This is a genomic window from Vibrio sp. 1F169 (genome assembly GCF_041439605.1).
GTDB classification, from domain to species: domain Bacteria; phylum Pseudomonadota; class Gammaproteobacteria; order Enterobacterales; family Vibrionaceae; genus Vibrio; species Vibrio tasmaniensis_A.
Window position 1 is genome coordinate 15,793 of record NZ_JBGOOI010000055.1, and the last position, 16,698, is coordinate 32,490.

A 16,698-nucleotide genomic window follows, 5' to 3' on the forward strand; every position below is an offset into this window, starting at 1 on the left:
TCATTGCAATTCGCCTAGACAAAATTGTAGGATACTTACACATATTGGCTATTTCTGAGTGTTTACTTACATCGAAAACTTGCCAATAAGTCGGTGATATCTAACTCCCACCTATATAAACCACTAGTTTGTGGTTAAAAACAAACGGATATCACTAAGGATTGTTTTTCTCGCAATACTTTTCCTGCGAGATACGGAAAGGATTCAAACCGCCAGCATAGGCAGGTTTAGACCCATAAATATAAAAGGACAAGGCTGACTTTATACAAATAAGTTGCGCCTAGATTTAACTGGAAGGATGTATCTATGGTAGATCAAGAGCAGAACTCACAGGGTCTGTATACTCCTGAATTGGAGCATGACGCTTGTGGTATCGGTTTTGTTGCTCATCTTAAGAATCGCAAATCTCATGATGTAGTAACTCAAGCACTCGATATGCTTGCACGTATGGAACACCGTGGCGGCCAAGGCTGTGATCCGTGTTCTGGTGATGGTGCAGGTATCCTGCTACAGAAGCCACACGAATTCTTACTAGAAGAAGCCGTAAAGCTTGGAATTAAACTGCCATCTTTTGAAAAATATGGTGTTGGTGTTGTACTTTTCCCTAAGGATGAATACAAACGTGCACAGTGTCGTGACATTCTAGAACGCAATGCACAGCGCCTTGAGTTAGAAGTGATCGGTTACCGAGAACTTCCAACTGACAATTCAATGATTGGTGCTGACCCACTAAGCACTGAACCTCAATTTGAACACGTATTTATTTCTGGCGGCCCTGGTATCACACCAGAAGAGCTTGAGCGTAAACTGTATGTTCTACGTAACTACACTGTTCGTGTATGCCTAGAAAGCGTGTCAAACATCGGTGACGACTTCTACATCAACTCTATGTCTTACAAGACATTGGTGTACAAAGGTCAGCTAACAACAGAACAAGTTCCTCAGTACTTCCTAGACCTGCAAAACCCAACTATGGTGACAGCTCTAGCACTTGTACACTCTCGCTTCTCTACCAATACATTCCCTCGTTGGCGTCTGGCTCAGCCTTTCCGTTACATAGCGCATAATGGCGAAATCAATACGGTTCGCGGCAATCTAAACTGGATGAAAGCACGTGAAGCAATCCTAGAGTCGGATCTGTTTACACAAGCTGAAATCGACATGCTGCTTCCTATCTGTCAGGAAGGTAGCTCGGATTCATCAAACTTCGATATGGCGCTTGAGCTACTTGTTCTTTCAGGTCGTACTCTGCCACACGCATTAATGATGATGATCCCTGAAGCATGGCAAGAAAACAAAAACATGGATCCAACTCGTCGTGCGTTCTACCAGTACCACGCGAACGTAATGGAACCATGGGATGGCCCAGCTTCTGTCTGCTTCACTGATGGTGTTCAAGTTGGTGCAACGCTTGACCGTAACGGTCTGCGTCCTTCTCGCTACACAGTAACGAAAGACGACTTCCTAGTGATGGCGTCTGAATCTGGTGTTGTTGAGATCGCTCCCGAAAACGTTGAATACCGTGGTCGTTTACAACCAGGTCGTATCTTCGTTGCTGACCTTGAGCAAGGCCGCATCATTTCTGACGAAGAAGTGAAAGACGGTATTGCTAAAGCACAACCCTACGAAAAATGGGTTGAAGAGAACCTTCTGAGCTTGAAAAAGCTACCTGATGCGAACAACGAATTTAACCAACCTTCTCCAGAAAAGTTGCTTCATAAACAACAATCGTTTGGTGTGAGCTCTGAAGAAGTAAACGAAATCATTCTACCTCTTGCAAAAACAGGCTACGAGCCACTTTCTGCAATGGGCGCTGACTGGCCGCTAGCGATTCTTTCTCATCAATCGCAGCACCTTTCAAACTACTTCAAGCAATTATTTGCACAAGTAACAAACCCGCCAATCGATCCGATTCGTGAGCGTATGGTTATGTCTCTGAACACTTACCTAGGTAAGGATCAGAACCTACTTGCTGAAACGCCTGAACACTGTCAAAAAGTAGAACTTGAGTCTCCAGTTCTGTCTAACTCTGAGTTAGAGAAGCTACGTGCAATCGATAACGAGCACCTTCAAGCGAAGACGCTGGATATCGTATTCCAAGCAAATGGAGACAACGGCAAGTTAGAGCGCGCACTTAAGCGTATCTGCCAATACGCAGAAGACGCTGTGATTGATGGCTACTCTATCATCCTACTGACAGACCGTGCGGTTAACTCTACCCACGCCGCTATTCCAGCAATGCTGGCAGTTGGCGCGGTTCACCACCATCTTATCCGTAAAGGTCTAAGAGCTAAGTGTGACATTGTTGTTGAAACGGGCGATGCTCGCGAGACACACCACTTTGCAACGCTTATCGGCTACGGTGCGAACGCAGTTAACCCATACCTAGTTATTGAAACGATTGTTGAACTGCAACGTACGAAGAAGCTCGATCCAAACGTACACCCGCGTGAGTTATTCGATAACTACCGTAAAGGTGTCAACGGCGGTCTACTGAAGATCTTCTCTAAGATGGGGATCTCTACGCTACAGTCTTACCACGGTGCACAAATCTTTGAAGCACTTGGTGTAAGCAAGTCAGTAGTTGAAAAATACTTCACTGGTACTGTTTCTCGTATCCAAGGTCTAACGATCGATGATATCGCACGAGAAGTGCTAGTTCGTCACCGTGTTGGTTACCCAGCTCGTGAAATCCCAGCTCAGATCCTTGATGTTGGCGGTGTTTACCAGTGGAAACAACGTGGTGAGAAGCACCTATTCAACCCTGAAACGATTTCTCTACTTCAAGAATCGACGCGTAATAAAGATTACGGTCAGTTCAAGAAGTACGCAAAAGCAGTCGATGACCAAGGCGACAACGCAGCAACGCTACGTAGTCAACTGGACTTCATCAAGAATCCTGCTGGCTCTATTCCTCTTGCAGAAGTAGAACCCATCGAGAACATCCTTAAGCGTTTCGCAACCGGCGCAATGAGCTTTGGTTCAATCTCACATGAGGCTCACTCAACACTGGCTGTTGCAATGAACCGCATTGGCGCGAAATCAAACTCAGGTGAAGGTGGTGAAGATCCAGCACGTTTCGAACGCAAAGAAAACGGTGACTGGGAACGTTCAGCAATCAAACAGGTGGCTTCTGGTCGCTTTGGTGTAACGTCTTACTACCTATCTAACGCTGATGAGCTTCAAATCAAGATGGCTCAAGGAGCGAAACCTGGCGAAGGTGGTCAACTACCTGGTGATAAGGTTGATGATTGGATCGGTGCAACACGTCACTCGACTCCGGGCGTAGGTCTTATCTCTCCACCGCCACACCACGATATCTACTCAATCGAAGATTTGGCTCAGCTGATCTACGATCTGAAAAACGCGAACCGTAACGGCCGTGTCAACGTGAAGCTAGTATCAGAAGCTGGCGTAGGTACGATTGCATCGGGTGTAGCAAAAGCGAAAGCTGACGTAGTACTTATCGCAGGTTTTGATGGTGGTACGGGTGCATCTCCGATGTCTTCTATCCGTCACACTGGTCTGCCTTGGGAACTGGGTCTAGCAGAAACGCACCAAACACTACTGAAAAACGGCCTACGTAACCGTATCGTTGTTCAGTCTGATGGTCAGATGAAAACACCACGTGACCTTGCAGTCGCAACGTTACTTGGCGCTGAAGAATGGGGCGTAGCAACAGCTGCTCTAGTTGTTGAAGGCTGTATCATGATGCGTAAGTGTCACAAGAATACATGTCCTGTTGGTATCGCAACACAAAACAAAACTCTTCGTGAGCGTTTCGACGGCCGCGTAGAAGACGTAGTAACGTTCTTCCAATACATGGCTGAAGGTCTACGTGAAGTAATGGCTGAACTTGGCTTCCGCTCTATTGATGAGATGGTTGGTCAATCGCACAAACTTAAAGTTCGTGATGACATCGGTCACTGGAAGTACAAGAACCTAGATCTAACACCAGTACTGCACATTGAGCAGGCTCGTGCAGAAGATGGTATCTACAACCAGACAACACAGAATCATAATCTTGAAGACGTTCTAGACCGTAAGTTGATTCAGGCTGCAATCCCAGCGCTTGAGAAAGGTGAAGCGGTTACCGCTCAGTTCCCTATCATCAACACGGACCGTTCAGCAGGCACGATGCTGTCGAACGAAATCTCGAAGGTTTACAAAGACCAAGGTTTACCACAGCCAATGAACGTTAAGTTCCACGGTAGTGCAGGTCAATCGTTCGGTGCGTTCCTTGCGAAAGGCGTTAAGTTCGAAGTAGAAGGCGACGCGAACGATTACTGGGGTAAAGGTCTGTCTGGCGGTACTTTGGTACTGTACCCAGATGCGAAATCTACTATCGTTGCTGAAGACAACATCGTTGTGGGTAACGTATGTTTCTACGGTGCAACCTCAGGTGAATCTTTCATTCGCGGTATGGCTGGCGAACGTTTCTGTGTTCGTAACTCTGGTGCGAAGGTTGTTGTTGAGGGTGTTGGTGACCACGGTTGTGAATACATGACAGGTGGCGCGGCAATTATCCTTGGCTCAACGGGTCGTAACTTTGCTGCAGGTATGAGTGGCGGTGTCGCTTATGTTTGGGATAAAGCAGGCGACTTCGAAACCAAGCTCAACGCAGAACTTGTAGACCTAGATCCAATTGAACAAGAAGATAAAGATCTTCTACTAGATATGCTAACGAAGCATGTTGAATTCACAGGAAGTGAAGTTGCTCAGTCTTTCCTAGACAACTTTGAAGTAAGTGTCGCATCACTAGTTAAAGTAATGCCACGCGACTACAAAGCAGTTCTTGAGAAGCGTAAAGCTGAAGCACAACAGGCACAAACGGAAGAAGTGGAGGCAGTATAATGGGTAAGCCTACTGGATTTTTAGAACACGGTCGTGAGCTTCCAAAAAAGCTCGACCCGTCAGTTCGAATTGAAGACAACAAAGAGTTCGTACTTAACGAAGAGTTTGGTGAAAAGATCAGTACTCAAGCATCTCGTTGTATGGACTGTGGCGTACCTTTCTGTCACAACGGCTGTCCGATTGGTAACATCATCCCAGAATTCAATGACGCGGTTTATCGTGACAGCTGGGAAGAGGCTTGGAACATTCTAAGCTCTACCAACAACTTCCCTGAGTTTACAGGTCGTGTTTGTCCTGCTCCTTGTGAAAGTGCCTGTGTTCTTGGCATCAACCAAGACCCAATCACTATCTGTAATATCGAGAAAACGATTGTAGAAACTGCGTACCGTGAAGGGTACGCAAAGCCTAAGACACCACGCTCTCGTACAGGTAAAACTGTCGCGGTTATCGGTTCAGGTCCTGCTGGCTTAGCCGCAGCTGAGCAGCTAAACAGCGCTGGTCACTCGGTAACGGTATTTGAACGTGACGAGAAAGTCGGTGGTCTACTTCGCTTCGGTATCCCAGATTTCAAACTGGGTATGGACGTGATTGATCGTAAGATCAACCTAATGGCTGAAGCTGGCGTTGAGTTTAAAGTGAACCAACACATCGGTGTTGATGTTAATGCTCAACAGCTACGCCAAGAATTTGATGTGGTATTGCTAACGGGTGGTTCTACGGTTCCACGTGACTTGCCAATCCCAGGTCGTGAGCTGAAAGGCGTTCACTTTGCCATGGAATTCCTTGGTCAAAATAACCGCCGTGCCAACGACTTAGATCTAAAAACAGAAGAGCTTCACGCTAAAGATAAGCACATTGTGGTTATCGGTGGTGGTGATACGGGGTCTGACTGTGTGGGCACATCAAACCGTCATAAAGCAGCAAGCATTACTCAGGTTGAGATCATGCCGATCCCACCAGAGAAGCGCCCTGCTAATATGCCTTGGCCTCAATACCCAATGATCATGAAAACGACCACTTCTCACGAAGAGGGTTGTGAACGTCATTGGAACATCCTGACTAAAGAGTTCATCTCTGACGATAACGGTAATGTAACCGGACTTCGTATCGCTGACATCGTTTGGCAAGACGCAAAACCAGGCGAACGTCCAGGTTTTGATGAAGTAGCGAACTCTGAACGTGTTATCCCTTGTGACATGGCATTCCTTGCAATGGGCTTCTTACACCCAGAGCCAACAGGCGTGCTTGCTCAGCTAGACATTAAACTGGACGAGCGTGGTAACGTTGCTTCTGAAGGCTTTGCGACCAACCAGAAAGGCGTTTTCGCTGCTGGTGATATGCGTACTGGTCAATCTCTGGTTGTACGTTGTATTAATGAAGGTCGTGAATGTGCAATTGCCATTGATGACTTCTTAATGGGTAACTCAAACTTAGAAGCGAAAGCAGATTCACTCATGCTTTCCGCATAATATTTCTCGGGCTAGCGTCGATGACGTTAGCCTAGAGGAAAAGCAACACCCTTCCTAACTTTTATGTTTGGCTAGCACTCGATGCTAGCCTTTTTTCTATCTGGCCTTTAACTCTTTCTCAATCACTCCGGCTGTGCATGTTAAATCTCGTTAACATCTAGCTCTTATATCTCATTGATCTTCATCGACTATTTCAGATTATTACGTGGTTAATCGCGTTTACACATGATAATTAACCATGAACTTGACCTTAAACACAATTAGCTATACGTTGTAAAGCTGATGAAAATAAAACCAATCGGTTTTGTTAACACAACCAATAACGTTTTAGCTAGCTAAAAACAAACTATCAGTTTATATAAGAACAAGTTCATAAAAAATAACAAGTACATGAATAGTTAGTCATTTACTGTCTGGATGACAGCGAAGCAAAAGGGAGAATTGCAATGGCTCTATATGATCCTAGTCTTGAAAAAGACAACTGTGGATTTGGTTTAATAGCGCAAATGGAAGGCCAACCGAGTCATAAGTTGGTGCGAACTGCTATTTCAGCCCTCGATCGCATGACACACCGTGGTGGTATCGCCGCGGATGGTAAAACCGGAGATGGCTGTGGCTTATTGCTACAGAAGCCAGACTCTTATCTCAGAATTATTGCTGAAGAGAATAACTTCAAGCTCGGCAAGCAATACGCTGTCGGCATGATTTTCTTCAGCCAAGATCCAATCAAAGCGCAATCGGCGCAAGACATCGTCAATAAAGAACTCGCTCAAGAGACTTTAACCGTAGCGGGCTGGCGTGTCGTGCCGACCAACACCGACGTATTAGGCCCAATCGCCAAAGATTCTGTTCCCAATATTCAACAAGTGTTTATCTCGGCCCCAGCAGGTTGGCGTGAGCGCGATATTGAACGACGCCTTTATATCGCTCGTCGTCGAATTGAAAAGCAGATCACCGAAGACAAAGATTTTTATATTTGTAGCCTGTCGACTCAAGTCATGGTCTACAAAGGCTTGTGTATGCCCGCCGATCTTCCGCGATTTTACCTCGATCTTGCAGACTTACGTATGGAATCTGCAATATGTCTGTTCCACCAGCGTTTCTCAACTAATACTCAGCCGCGTTGGCCACTGGCTCAACCATTCCGCTATTTGGCACACAATGGTGAGATCAATACCATTGAAGGCAACCGTCAATGGGCTAAAGCTCGCGCCTATAAATTCTCTTCACCGCTGCTGCCCGATTTACAAACTGCCGCACCTTTTGTGAATGAGACAGGATCAGACTCCTCAAGCCTAGACAACATGCTCGATCTATTCCTTGCCGGTGGTATGGATGTATTCCGAGCGATGCGTATGCTTGTACCGCCCGCTTGGCAAAACCACCCAGACATGGATCCAGAGCTTCGTGCCTTTTACGATTTCAACTCCAAGCACATGGAACCGTGGGATGGCCCTGCGGGTATCGTACTGTCTGACGGCCGTTATGCTGCATGTAACCTCGACAGAAACGGATTACGCCCTGCTCGCTATGTGATCACAAAAGACAACCTAATCACCTTGGCATCTGAAGTCGGTATCTGGAATTATGCGCCAGACGAAGTGGCAGAGAAAGGACGTGTTGGCCCTGGTGAATTACTCGTTATTGATACGCGTCGCGGTAAGCTATGGCAGTCGAACGAGATCGACAATGATCTTAAAGGCCGTCACCCATATAAAGAGTGGATGGATAAGAACGTTCACAAATTAACACCGTTTTCCGCACTAGCAGATGACCAAGTCGGTAAGCGTAATTTTGATGATGACACCCTAAAGACCTATCAAAAACAGTTTGCAATGAGCAACGAAGAGTCAGACCAAGTACTGCGTGTACTCGGTGACATGGGACAAGAAGCGGTCGGTTCTATGGGCGACGATACGCCAATGGCAGTGCTGTCTTCTAAAGAGCGCCTAATCACCGACTATTTCCGTCAGAAGTTTGCTCAAGTCACCAACCCACCGATTGATCCTTTGCGTGAAAAACACGTTATGTCTCTGGCAACCAGTATCGGCCAAGAGATGAATGTGTTCTGTGAAACCGATGGGCATGCTTACCGTGTGACGTTTGATTCACCCGTTCTGCTTTATTCTGATATGCAGCAACTTCTGCAATTAAATCAAAAGCATTATGGCCATACGATTCTTAGCATGCACTATGACCCAGCAGAAAAAGATCTCGAACAAGCCATCAACGACTTGTGTGATCGTGCGGTTCAAGATGTACGTGACGGCGCCGTTTTGGTTGTGCTTTCAGACAAAGGTTTAGAGAAAGGTAAGCTACCCGTTCCAGCAGCCATGGCGGTCGGTGCGGTGCAAACTCGACTTGCAGACAACAACCTGCGTTGTGATGCTAACATAGTAGTTGAAACAGCAACCGCACGTGACCCACACCAATTTGCCGTACTGCTTGGCTTCGGCGCAACCGCGGTTTACCCGTATCTCGCTTATGAAGCTCTGGGCAAAATGTTGGACGAGGGTTCATTAGATAAAGACTATCGCACTGCATTGCAAAATTACCAAAACGGCATCAACAAAGGTCTGTATAAGATCATGTCGAAGATGGGTATATCGACAATTGCTTCGTATCGCTGCTCGCAGTTATTTGAGGCGGTCGGCTTACATACCGATGTCGTTGATTTGTGTTTCCGTGGCGTAACGACTCGTATCCAAGGCGCTAGCTTTAGCGACTTCCAACAAGATATCTATAATCTATCTCGTAAAGCATGGACTAAGCGTAAACCACTGGAACATGGTGGCTTACTCAAATATGTACATGGCGGCGAATACCACGCGTACAACCCAGATGTAGTCAGTACCTTGCAAACCGCCGTAAAGACAGGCGAAACATCAGATTATCAATCTTTTGCGAAGCAAGTTAATGCTCGCCCAGCTGCTATGCTGCGCGACTTAATGAGCCTCAAAAAAGCCGATCAACCTCTACCTCTAGAACAAGTCGAGCCGAGTAGCGATCTCTTTAAACGCTTCGACTCGGCAGCCATGTCGATTGGTGCCTTGAGCCCAGAAGCTCATGAAGCGCTGGCCATGGCGATGAACCGCTTAGGTGGTTATTCCAACTCTGGTGAAGGTGGTGAAGATCCACGACGCTTTGGGACTGATCGCAACTCACGAATTAAACAGATAGCTTCTGGTCGTTTTGGTGTGACGCCACATTACTTAACCAATGCGGATGTTCTACAAATCAAAGTCGCACAAGGTGCGAAACCAGGCGAAGGCGGTCAACTACCGGGTCATAAAGTCACGGCAGAAATCGCTAAGCTGAGATACTCAGTTCAAGGCGTGACTCTGATCTCTCCTCCTCCACATCACGATATTTATTCTATCGAAGATCTGGCGCAGCTGATTTTCGACCTTAAGCAAGTTAACCCTAACGCCTTGGTTTCAGTAAAGTTAGTATCTGAACCGGGTGTAGGCACCATTGCTACGGGTGTAGCGAAAGCTTATGCCGACTTGATTACGATCTCCGGTTACGACGGTGGTACCGCGGCAAGCCCGCTGACTTCAGTGAAATACGCAGGTTGTCCTTGGGAGCTTGGCTTAGCCGAGACTCAACAAGCACTAGTTGCCAACGGACTTCGTCATAAGATCCGTCTGCAAGTCGATGGTGGTTTAAAAACCGGCCTCGACGTCATTAAAGGCGCGATTTTAGGTGCAGAGAGCTTTGGTTTTGGTACCGCACCAATGGTCGCCATGGGTTGTAAGTTCTTAAGAATTTGTCACCTAAATAACTGTGCGACGGGTGTGGCGACTCAAGATGAAACCCTACGTCGTGAATACTTCAAAGGCCTACCAGACATGGTGGTGAACTACTTTACCGGCCTAGCCGATGAAGTTCGCCAGTACCTTGCAGAACTTGGCGTAGAGAAACTTACTGATCTGATTGGTCGTACTGACTTGCTTGAAGCCGTTCAAGGCCTCACTGCGAAACAGAGCAAACTCGATCTCTCTTCAATACTCGAAGCTCCAGTATCTCCAGAAGGTCACCCACTGTTTTGGACTGAGCCAAACGCACCATTTGATAAGGCTCAGCTCAACCAACAGATCCTTGATGATGCAATTGATGCGATTGAGAAACGTCAATCCACCAGCCTTTACTACAACGTGATCAACACCGATCGCTCGATTGGTGCTCGTATCTCTGGTGAAATTGCCAAACGTTACGGTAACCAAGGTATGGCTGGCTCACCAATTAAGTTGTATCTCGATGGTACAGCAGGCCAATCCTTTGCGGTTTGGAACGCCGGAGGCGTAGAGCTATATCTGACAGGCGATGCCAATGACTATGTTGGCAAAGGCATGGCTGGCGGCAAAGTGGTTATCAAGCCGCACCAAGGCACCGCATTTACTTGTAACGAAGCGACCATCATAGGCAACACTTGTCTGTATGGCGCAACCGGAGGCAAGCTATTTGCCGCAGGTACTGCGGGCGAACGATTTGGCGTGCGTAACTCAGGTACCGTTGCTGTGATTGAAGGTGCGGGTGACAACGCCTGTGAATACATGACTGGCGGTATTGTTGCCATTCTTGGCGCAACTGGCGTCAACTTCGGCGCGGGTATGACGGGTGGTTTTGCTTATGTCATGGATAAGAATGAAGACTTCCAAGGCCGTGTGAACAACGAATCGGTCGAAGCGCTTTCTCTGTCTGATCTATTTATCCACCAAGAACATCTACGCGGCCTGATTGCAGAGCACTTAGAAGAGACTGGCTCAGTACACGCTGAAGCTATTCTGGCGAACTTTGATGAATGGATTCCGAAGTTCTACCTAGTGAAGCCAAAGACGGCGGATCTTAACACCTTGCTCGGTCACCAAAGCCGTAGCTCTGCTGAACTTCGTGTTCAAGCGCAATAATTGGAAGGAGCCAATCATGAGCCAGAATGTATACCAATTTATTGATGTGAATCGCGTAGACCCAGCGAAGAAACCAATCAAGATACGTAAGATTGAGTTTGTAGAGATCTACGAACCTTTCACTAAGCAACAAGCCAAAGCGCAAGCTGACCGTTGTTTAGACTGTGGTAACCCTTACTGTGAATGGAAATGTCCAGTTCATAACTACATCCCTCAGTGGCTTAAGCTTGCCAATGAAGGGCGCATTATCGAAGCCGCTGAACTGTCTCACCAAACCAACAGCTTACCTGAGGTGTGTGGACGAGTTTGTCCTCAGGATCGGCTGTGCGAGGGATCTTGTACCCTCAACGATGATTTCGGCGCAGTAACCATCGGCAACATTGAAAAATACATCAATGACAAAGCGTTTGAGATGGGCTGGAAGCCAGACATGTCTCACGTTGAATGGACCGACAAAAAGGTCGCGATCATCGGCGCAGGCCCAGCAGGTCTTGCAGCAGCTGATATCTTAGTTCGAAACGGTGTGAAGGCCGTGGTATTTGACCGCTACCCTGAGATCGGTGGCCTGCTGACGTTTGGTATCCCATCGTTCAAGCTTGAGAAAGGCATCATGGAAAACCGTCGCCGTATCTTTAGTGGTATGGGGGTCGAATTTAAAATGAATACCGAAGTCGGCAAAGACGTTCAACTACAACAACTTGTCGATGATTATGATGCCGTTTTCTTAGGTGTCGGCACCTATAAAAATATGCGTGCTGGATTAGACAACGAAGAAGCTCCGGGCGTTTATGATGCCCTACCATTTCTTGTTTCCAATACCTACAAGGTCATGGAACTGGATAACCCAACGCCATTCATCGACATGAAAGGCAAGAAAGTAGTCGTGCTTGGTGGTGGTGATACTGCAATGGACTGTGTCCGAACGTCGATTCGTCAACACGCTGCTAATGTTGTTTGTGCTTATCGCCGAGATGAAGCGAACATGCCGGGCTCTCGCCGAGAGGTGAAAAATGCGAAAGAGGAAGGCGTGAAGTTCATGTTCAACCTTCAACCATTAGCACTGGAAACCGATTCATCCGGTCATGTGACTGGCGTTAAAGTGATGAAAACAGCCTTGGGTGAACCAGATGAGGCAGGCCGCCGTCGTCCTGAACCGGTTGAAGGCAGTGAGCATGTTCTTGAGGCTGATGCCGTGATCATGGCATTTGGTTTCCAACCTCATGCAATGGAATGGCTAGAACCATTTGGTGTAGAGCTCGACCAATGGGGTCGCATCAAGGCTCCCGGCAAACAAGAGTTTCAATACCAAACCACCAACAGCAAGATATTCGCTGGTGGCGATGCCGTTCGAGGCTCTGACTTAGTGGTAACCGCTATCGATGAAGGCCGTAAAGCCGCAGAAGGGATCTTGGATTACCTAGAAGTGTGATTGGGTTTCCTTTATTACTCAGTTCGTTACTATAAAAAAGGATCCAATGATGGATCCTTTTTTGAATTAGATTCGTTTATCACAAGCATCACGAAAATACGTAAAACAATTACAAATAAGCCAATACCGATAACTACAATTAGAATTAAAAACAAGCCATAGGAAACACTATGAAAAAAGCCGCTCTCCTTTCTCTATCTCTTTTAACTCTAACCGCTTGCAGCCAAGGAATCACGGACATGAAAGACAGAACTTCATCACCTTGTGGAGACAAACCAAACTGCGTTTCAACTCAAGATGACCGTGAACAGCATGCATTGGCCTTGTTTGAGTTATCAGATTCAGCAAAATTAGATGCCATTGAGCAGGTTGCGCTGACCTTACCGGGCGCAAAAACAGCCAGTAAAACGGAAGACTACCTACGTGTTGAATGCACCTCGCGTATCATGCGCTTTGTCGATGACTTAGAGCTTAAGATCACTGATGGCAAACTGATCGTGCGTTCAGAGTCTCGCACTGGCCATTCTGACTTTGGCGTAAACCGAAAACGTGCTGAACAACTTCGTGCTAGCTTGAAAAGCGAAGGCTTAATCAAATAGATAAAAGAATACACAGATAAATCGTCTGTATTCGGATGAGAAGTGCTTCTGGGCAGTCGCTCGACACTTCTCTTCCATGTTACAATTTCGCTCTACTGTTTAAATATTTTTTATTAAGAGACTACACATGAAAATCGGCATCATTGGCGCAATGGAGCAAGAAGTTGCGATCCTAAAAGCAGCAATTTCAGACATTACTGAAGTTAATAAAGGCGGTTGTACCTTTTTCTCTGGTCAGCTAAATGGTGTTGACGTTGTTTTGCTTCAATCAGGCATTGGTAAAGTAGCAGCCGCTGTTGGTACTTCAATCCTGCTAAGTGAATACCAACCAGATGTCGTTCTAAACACTGGCTCTGCTGGCGGTTTTGATTCAACACTGAACCTTGGCGATGTGGTTATCTCTACTGAAGTTCGTCACCACGATGCTGACGTTACAGCTTTCGGTTACGAAATTGGTCAAATGGCAGGTCAACCAGCAGCGTTCAAAGCTGACGACAAACTGATGGCTGTTGCTGAACAAGCTCTAGCACAAATGGAAGATAAGCACGCCGTTCGCGGTCTTATCTGTACTGGCGACGCATTTGTTTGCACAGCAGAACGTCAAGCGTTCATCCGCAAGCACTTCCCATCAGTGGTTGCTGTAGAGATGGAAGCATCGGCTATCGCTCAAGCTTGTCACCAATTCCAAGTACCATTCGTGGTTGTTCGTGCAATCTCTGACGTTGCAGACAAAGAATCACCAATGAGCTTCGAAGAGTTCCTGCCACTAGCAGCACAAAGCTCTTCTGAGATGGTTATCAAGATGGTTGCCCTACTAAAGTAAGCGACTAGACATGCAAACACTGTTTGATCAGGTATTTGCAAATGGCGTGCTCCTTGTAATGTGGGGAGCACTGCTTTTTCATTTAATTTTACCTATCCCCCATGCCGCACATCCCACGACCTTATGGCATAAGTTTGCTGAACTTTTAGCAACCAAGGTTAATAACAATCAAAATTATTCCCAAAGCTTAATCTCAGGCACTTTAGCTTGGGGGTTAATGGTCTTGCCGACTCTGGTTATTCTATTGGCACTGCAGCCACTGGTTTGGCAATCACAACTGTTTGAATTAGCGCTGTTGTTACTCGCTATTGATTGGCGTAACAATGAAAAGTTGGCAAATCAGTTGATCAAAGCACTTGGCCGAGAAGATAAAGCCGCGGCTCGCCAGTTATTGGCTCCGATTGTTAACCGTCAAACTGAATCACTGTCATCACTTGGACTTGGCAAAGCCGCGGCTGAAACTATCATCATGGGTTACGCTCGTAATGTGGTTTGTGTTTTATTCTGGTACGCCATTGGTGGTGGAATCGCCGCGTTAATGTATCGCCTGATTGTTGAGTTAGCGCGTGCATGGTCACCAAGTCGAAAGCGATTTTCTCCATTTGGATCAACGGCAATCAAGATTGTCGCTATCCTAGAATTCATACCAATGCGCTTGTTTGCCTTGATGATTGTATGTGGCGATAAAGCGTCTCACACATTCAAGATGATGCTCGTTCAGAGTCGCTCTTGGCCATTGCCCGGCCCTGCATGGTTGATTACAGCTGTCGGCAACAAGCTTGAGCTGTCACTGGGCGGTCCTGCGATTTACGACAACACCAAAGCTATTCGAGCAAAATTAGGCGGCAGAGTCGCCCCTTCAGCGCTGCACTTGTCTCAAGTTCAAAAACTGCTGTTTGGTCGCATCGCTATCTGGATATTTTTACAAAGCCTAATCTTACTATTTGTTCACCAAGGGATTTAGAGTGAAACCATCAGCACTTGTTACAAGCCTTACTATTTTGTTTTCCAGCTTATGGCTGCCTTTGTCATTTGCAGAAGAAACACTACTGACTTCAGAAAAAGTTCAACCAGCTCAACGTGTGGTTAGCCTTGCTCCTCATGCCACTGAACTCGCATACAGCGCTGGTTTAGGTGATAAGCTTGTTGCGGTGAGTGAGCGAAGTGATTATCCACTACAAGCTGACAAACTAGAGAAAGTGGCGAATTACCAAGGCATCAAGGTTGAGAAGATCATCGCCCTGCAACCTGATCTCATTCTCGCATGGCCAGCTGGAAACCCGCCCAGAGAACTCGCGAAACTGGAGCAATTTGGTTTTAATATTTATTACTCAAAAACCAAGAGCCTAGATAACATCGCGACCAATATTGAGCAACTTAGCCAATTCGCAAGCGATCCAAGTATTGGCGAAAATAACGCTCAACAATACAGAGAGCAGCTCAACGCGTTGAGACTAAAATATAAAGATGCCGGACCCGTAGACTACTTTTATCAGCTCAGTGAGAAGCCGATCATCACTGTTGCTCAAGGGCACTGGCCAAGTGAGGTGTTTGAGTTTTGTGGCGGCCACAATATTTTCGAAGACAGTGCTTCTCCTTATCCTCAAGTTGGTATTGAGCAAGTTGTATTAAGGAAACCGCAAGTGATCTTCACTTCTCAGCATGCAATTGAGAATGGAACCATGTGGCAAACTTGGGAGGACGAGATCCCAGCAGTCGCTCAAAATCAAATTTGGTCACTTAATTCTGACTGGATTAATCGCCCGACGACGAGAACTTTGAAAGCGATCCAACAAGTATGCGATTTCTTCGATAGAGCTAGGCAAAATCACTAACTATTTGCTGCGTTTTTTCGTACAATTCGCCACCGACCTGTCCCTACAATTTCAACCATAAGAGCACCAGTATCATGGACTCCATGCTGCTTTATATTATCGATTTATTTGGCACTGCCATTTTTGCTGTCTCAGGCGTATTTGTCGCTGGCCGTCTTAAGATGGATCCCTTTGGTGTCGCCGTTTTAGGTAGCGTAACCGCGATTGGCGGCGGTACAATTCGTGACATGGCATTGGGTGCAACTCCCGTGTTTTGGATCACCGATACCACCTACCTTTGGGTCATCATCACCACCTGCTTGCTGACCATGATTATAGTAAGACGTCCCAAGCGTCTGGCCTGGTGGATCCTGCCAGTATGTGATGCGATAGGCTTAGCTGTATTTGTTGGCATTGGTGTTGAGAAAGCACTGATTTATCAAGATTCTGCATTGGTTGCTATTATCATGGGTGTGATCACCGGCTGTGGTGGCGGCATTATCCGTGACGTACTTGCTCGTGAAGTCCCAATGATCCTAAGAAGTGAAGTCTACGCAACTGCTTGTATCATTGGCGGCGCCTTCCATACCATGGCAATTACCATGGGGCACGACTCAGAAACTGCCTTTTTAGCCGGTGTGTTTACGACACTATTGATTAGGCTTGGCGCTATTCGCTGGCACTTGTCATTGCCAACCTTCGCTATCAAATAGGCTAGCGTTACAAAATAGAAATGGGCTCCGCAAAGGAGTAATGCCGATCAGTTAAAGCCAAAGTGATCGGTTGAAGGATCCTTCCGA

9 protein-coding genes are annotated in these 16,698 nt (G+C 46.6%); all 9 read left to right on the forward strand.

Translation table 11 applies throughout. From position 1 onward, the window contains the following. Positions 1-306 precede the first annotated feature (306 nt). The 9 genes from gltB (ACED53_RS17550) to ACED53_RS17590 all read left to right on the forward strand — a co-directional run bounded on the left by gltB (ACED53_RS17550) (position 307) and on the right by ACED53_RS17590 (position 16,611). Positions 307-4,854, forward strand: coding sequence for a glutamate synthase large subunit (gene gltB / locus ACED53_RS17550; RefSeq protein WP_017098323.1), 4,548 nt, complete (start codon positions 307-309; stop codon positions 4,852-4,854). Further along, positions 4,854-6,323, forward strand: a complete 1,470-nt coding sequence (locus tag ACED53_RS17555; RefSeq protein WP_017098322.1) for a glutamate synthase subunit beta — start codon at positions 4,854-4,856, stop codon at positions 6,321-6,323. The genes gltB (ACED53_RS17550) and ACED53_RS17555 overlap by 1 nt, the downstream gene beginning before the upstream one ends. A gap of 446 nt (positions 6,324-6,769) precedes the next feature. Beyond that, positions 6,770-11,233 carry a glutamate synthase large subunit gene (gltB, locus tag ACED53_RS17560; protein ID WP_029225424.1) on the forward strand — a complete coding sequence of 1,488 codons (4,464 nt, stop codon included), beginning with the start codon at positions 6,770-6,772 and terminating at the stop codon, positions 11,231-11,233. A 16-nt stretch (positions 11,234-11,249) separates the two neighbouring features. Next, on the forward strand, positions 11,250-12,662 hold the full coding sequence (locus ACED53_RS17565) for an FAD-dependent oxidoreductase (RefSeq protein WP_029225425.1): 1,413 nt from the start codon (positions 11,250-11,252) through the stop codon (positions 12,660-12,662). A gap of 170 nt (positions 12,663-12,832) precedes the next feature. Beyond that, entirely contained in the window at positions 12,833-13,261 is a 429-nt protein-coding gene (locus tag ACED53_RS17570) for a DUF1499 domain-containing protein (RefSeq protein WP_017100511.1), read from the forward strand. Positions 13,262-13,388: 127 nt separating this feature from the next. After that, the gene (mtnN, locus tag ACED53_RS17575) at positions 13,389-14,084 is read left to right on the forward strand and encodes a 5'-methylthioadenosine/S-adenosylhomocysteine nucleosidase (RefSeq protein ID WP_017100512.1); all 696 of its coding nucleotides are present in this window, start codon (positions 13,389-13,391) and stop codon (positions 14,082-14,084) included. Between the two features lie 10 nt (positions 14,085-14,094). Next, positions 14,095-15,048: a cobalamin biosynthesis family protein gene (locus tag ACED53_RS17580; RefSeq protein ID WP_017098318.1), complete on the forward strand. Its 954-nt coding sequence runs from the start codon at positions 14,095-14,097 to the stop codon at positions 15,046-15,048. 1 nt (position 15,049) lies between these two features. Then, complete coding sequence (gene btuF / locus ACED53_RS17585; protein ID WP_017098317.1) at positions 15,050-15,919, forward strand: vitamin B12 ABC transporter substrate-binding protein BtuF; 870 nt, start codon at positions 15,050-15,052, stop codon at positions 15,917-15,919. 74 nt (positions 15,920-15,993) lie between these two features. Continuing rightward, complete coding sequence (locus ACED53_RS17590; protein ID WP_017100513.1) at positions 15,994-16,611, forward strand: TRIC cation channel family protein; 618 nt, start codon at positions 15,994-15,996, stop codon at positions 16,609-16,611. The last annotated feature ends 87 nt before the right edge of the window (positions 16,612-16,698 follow it).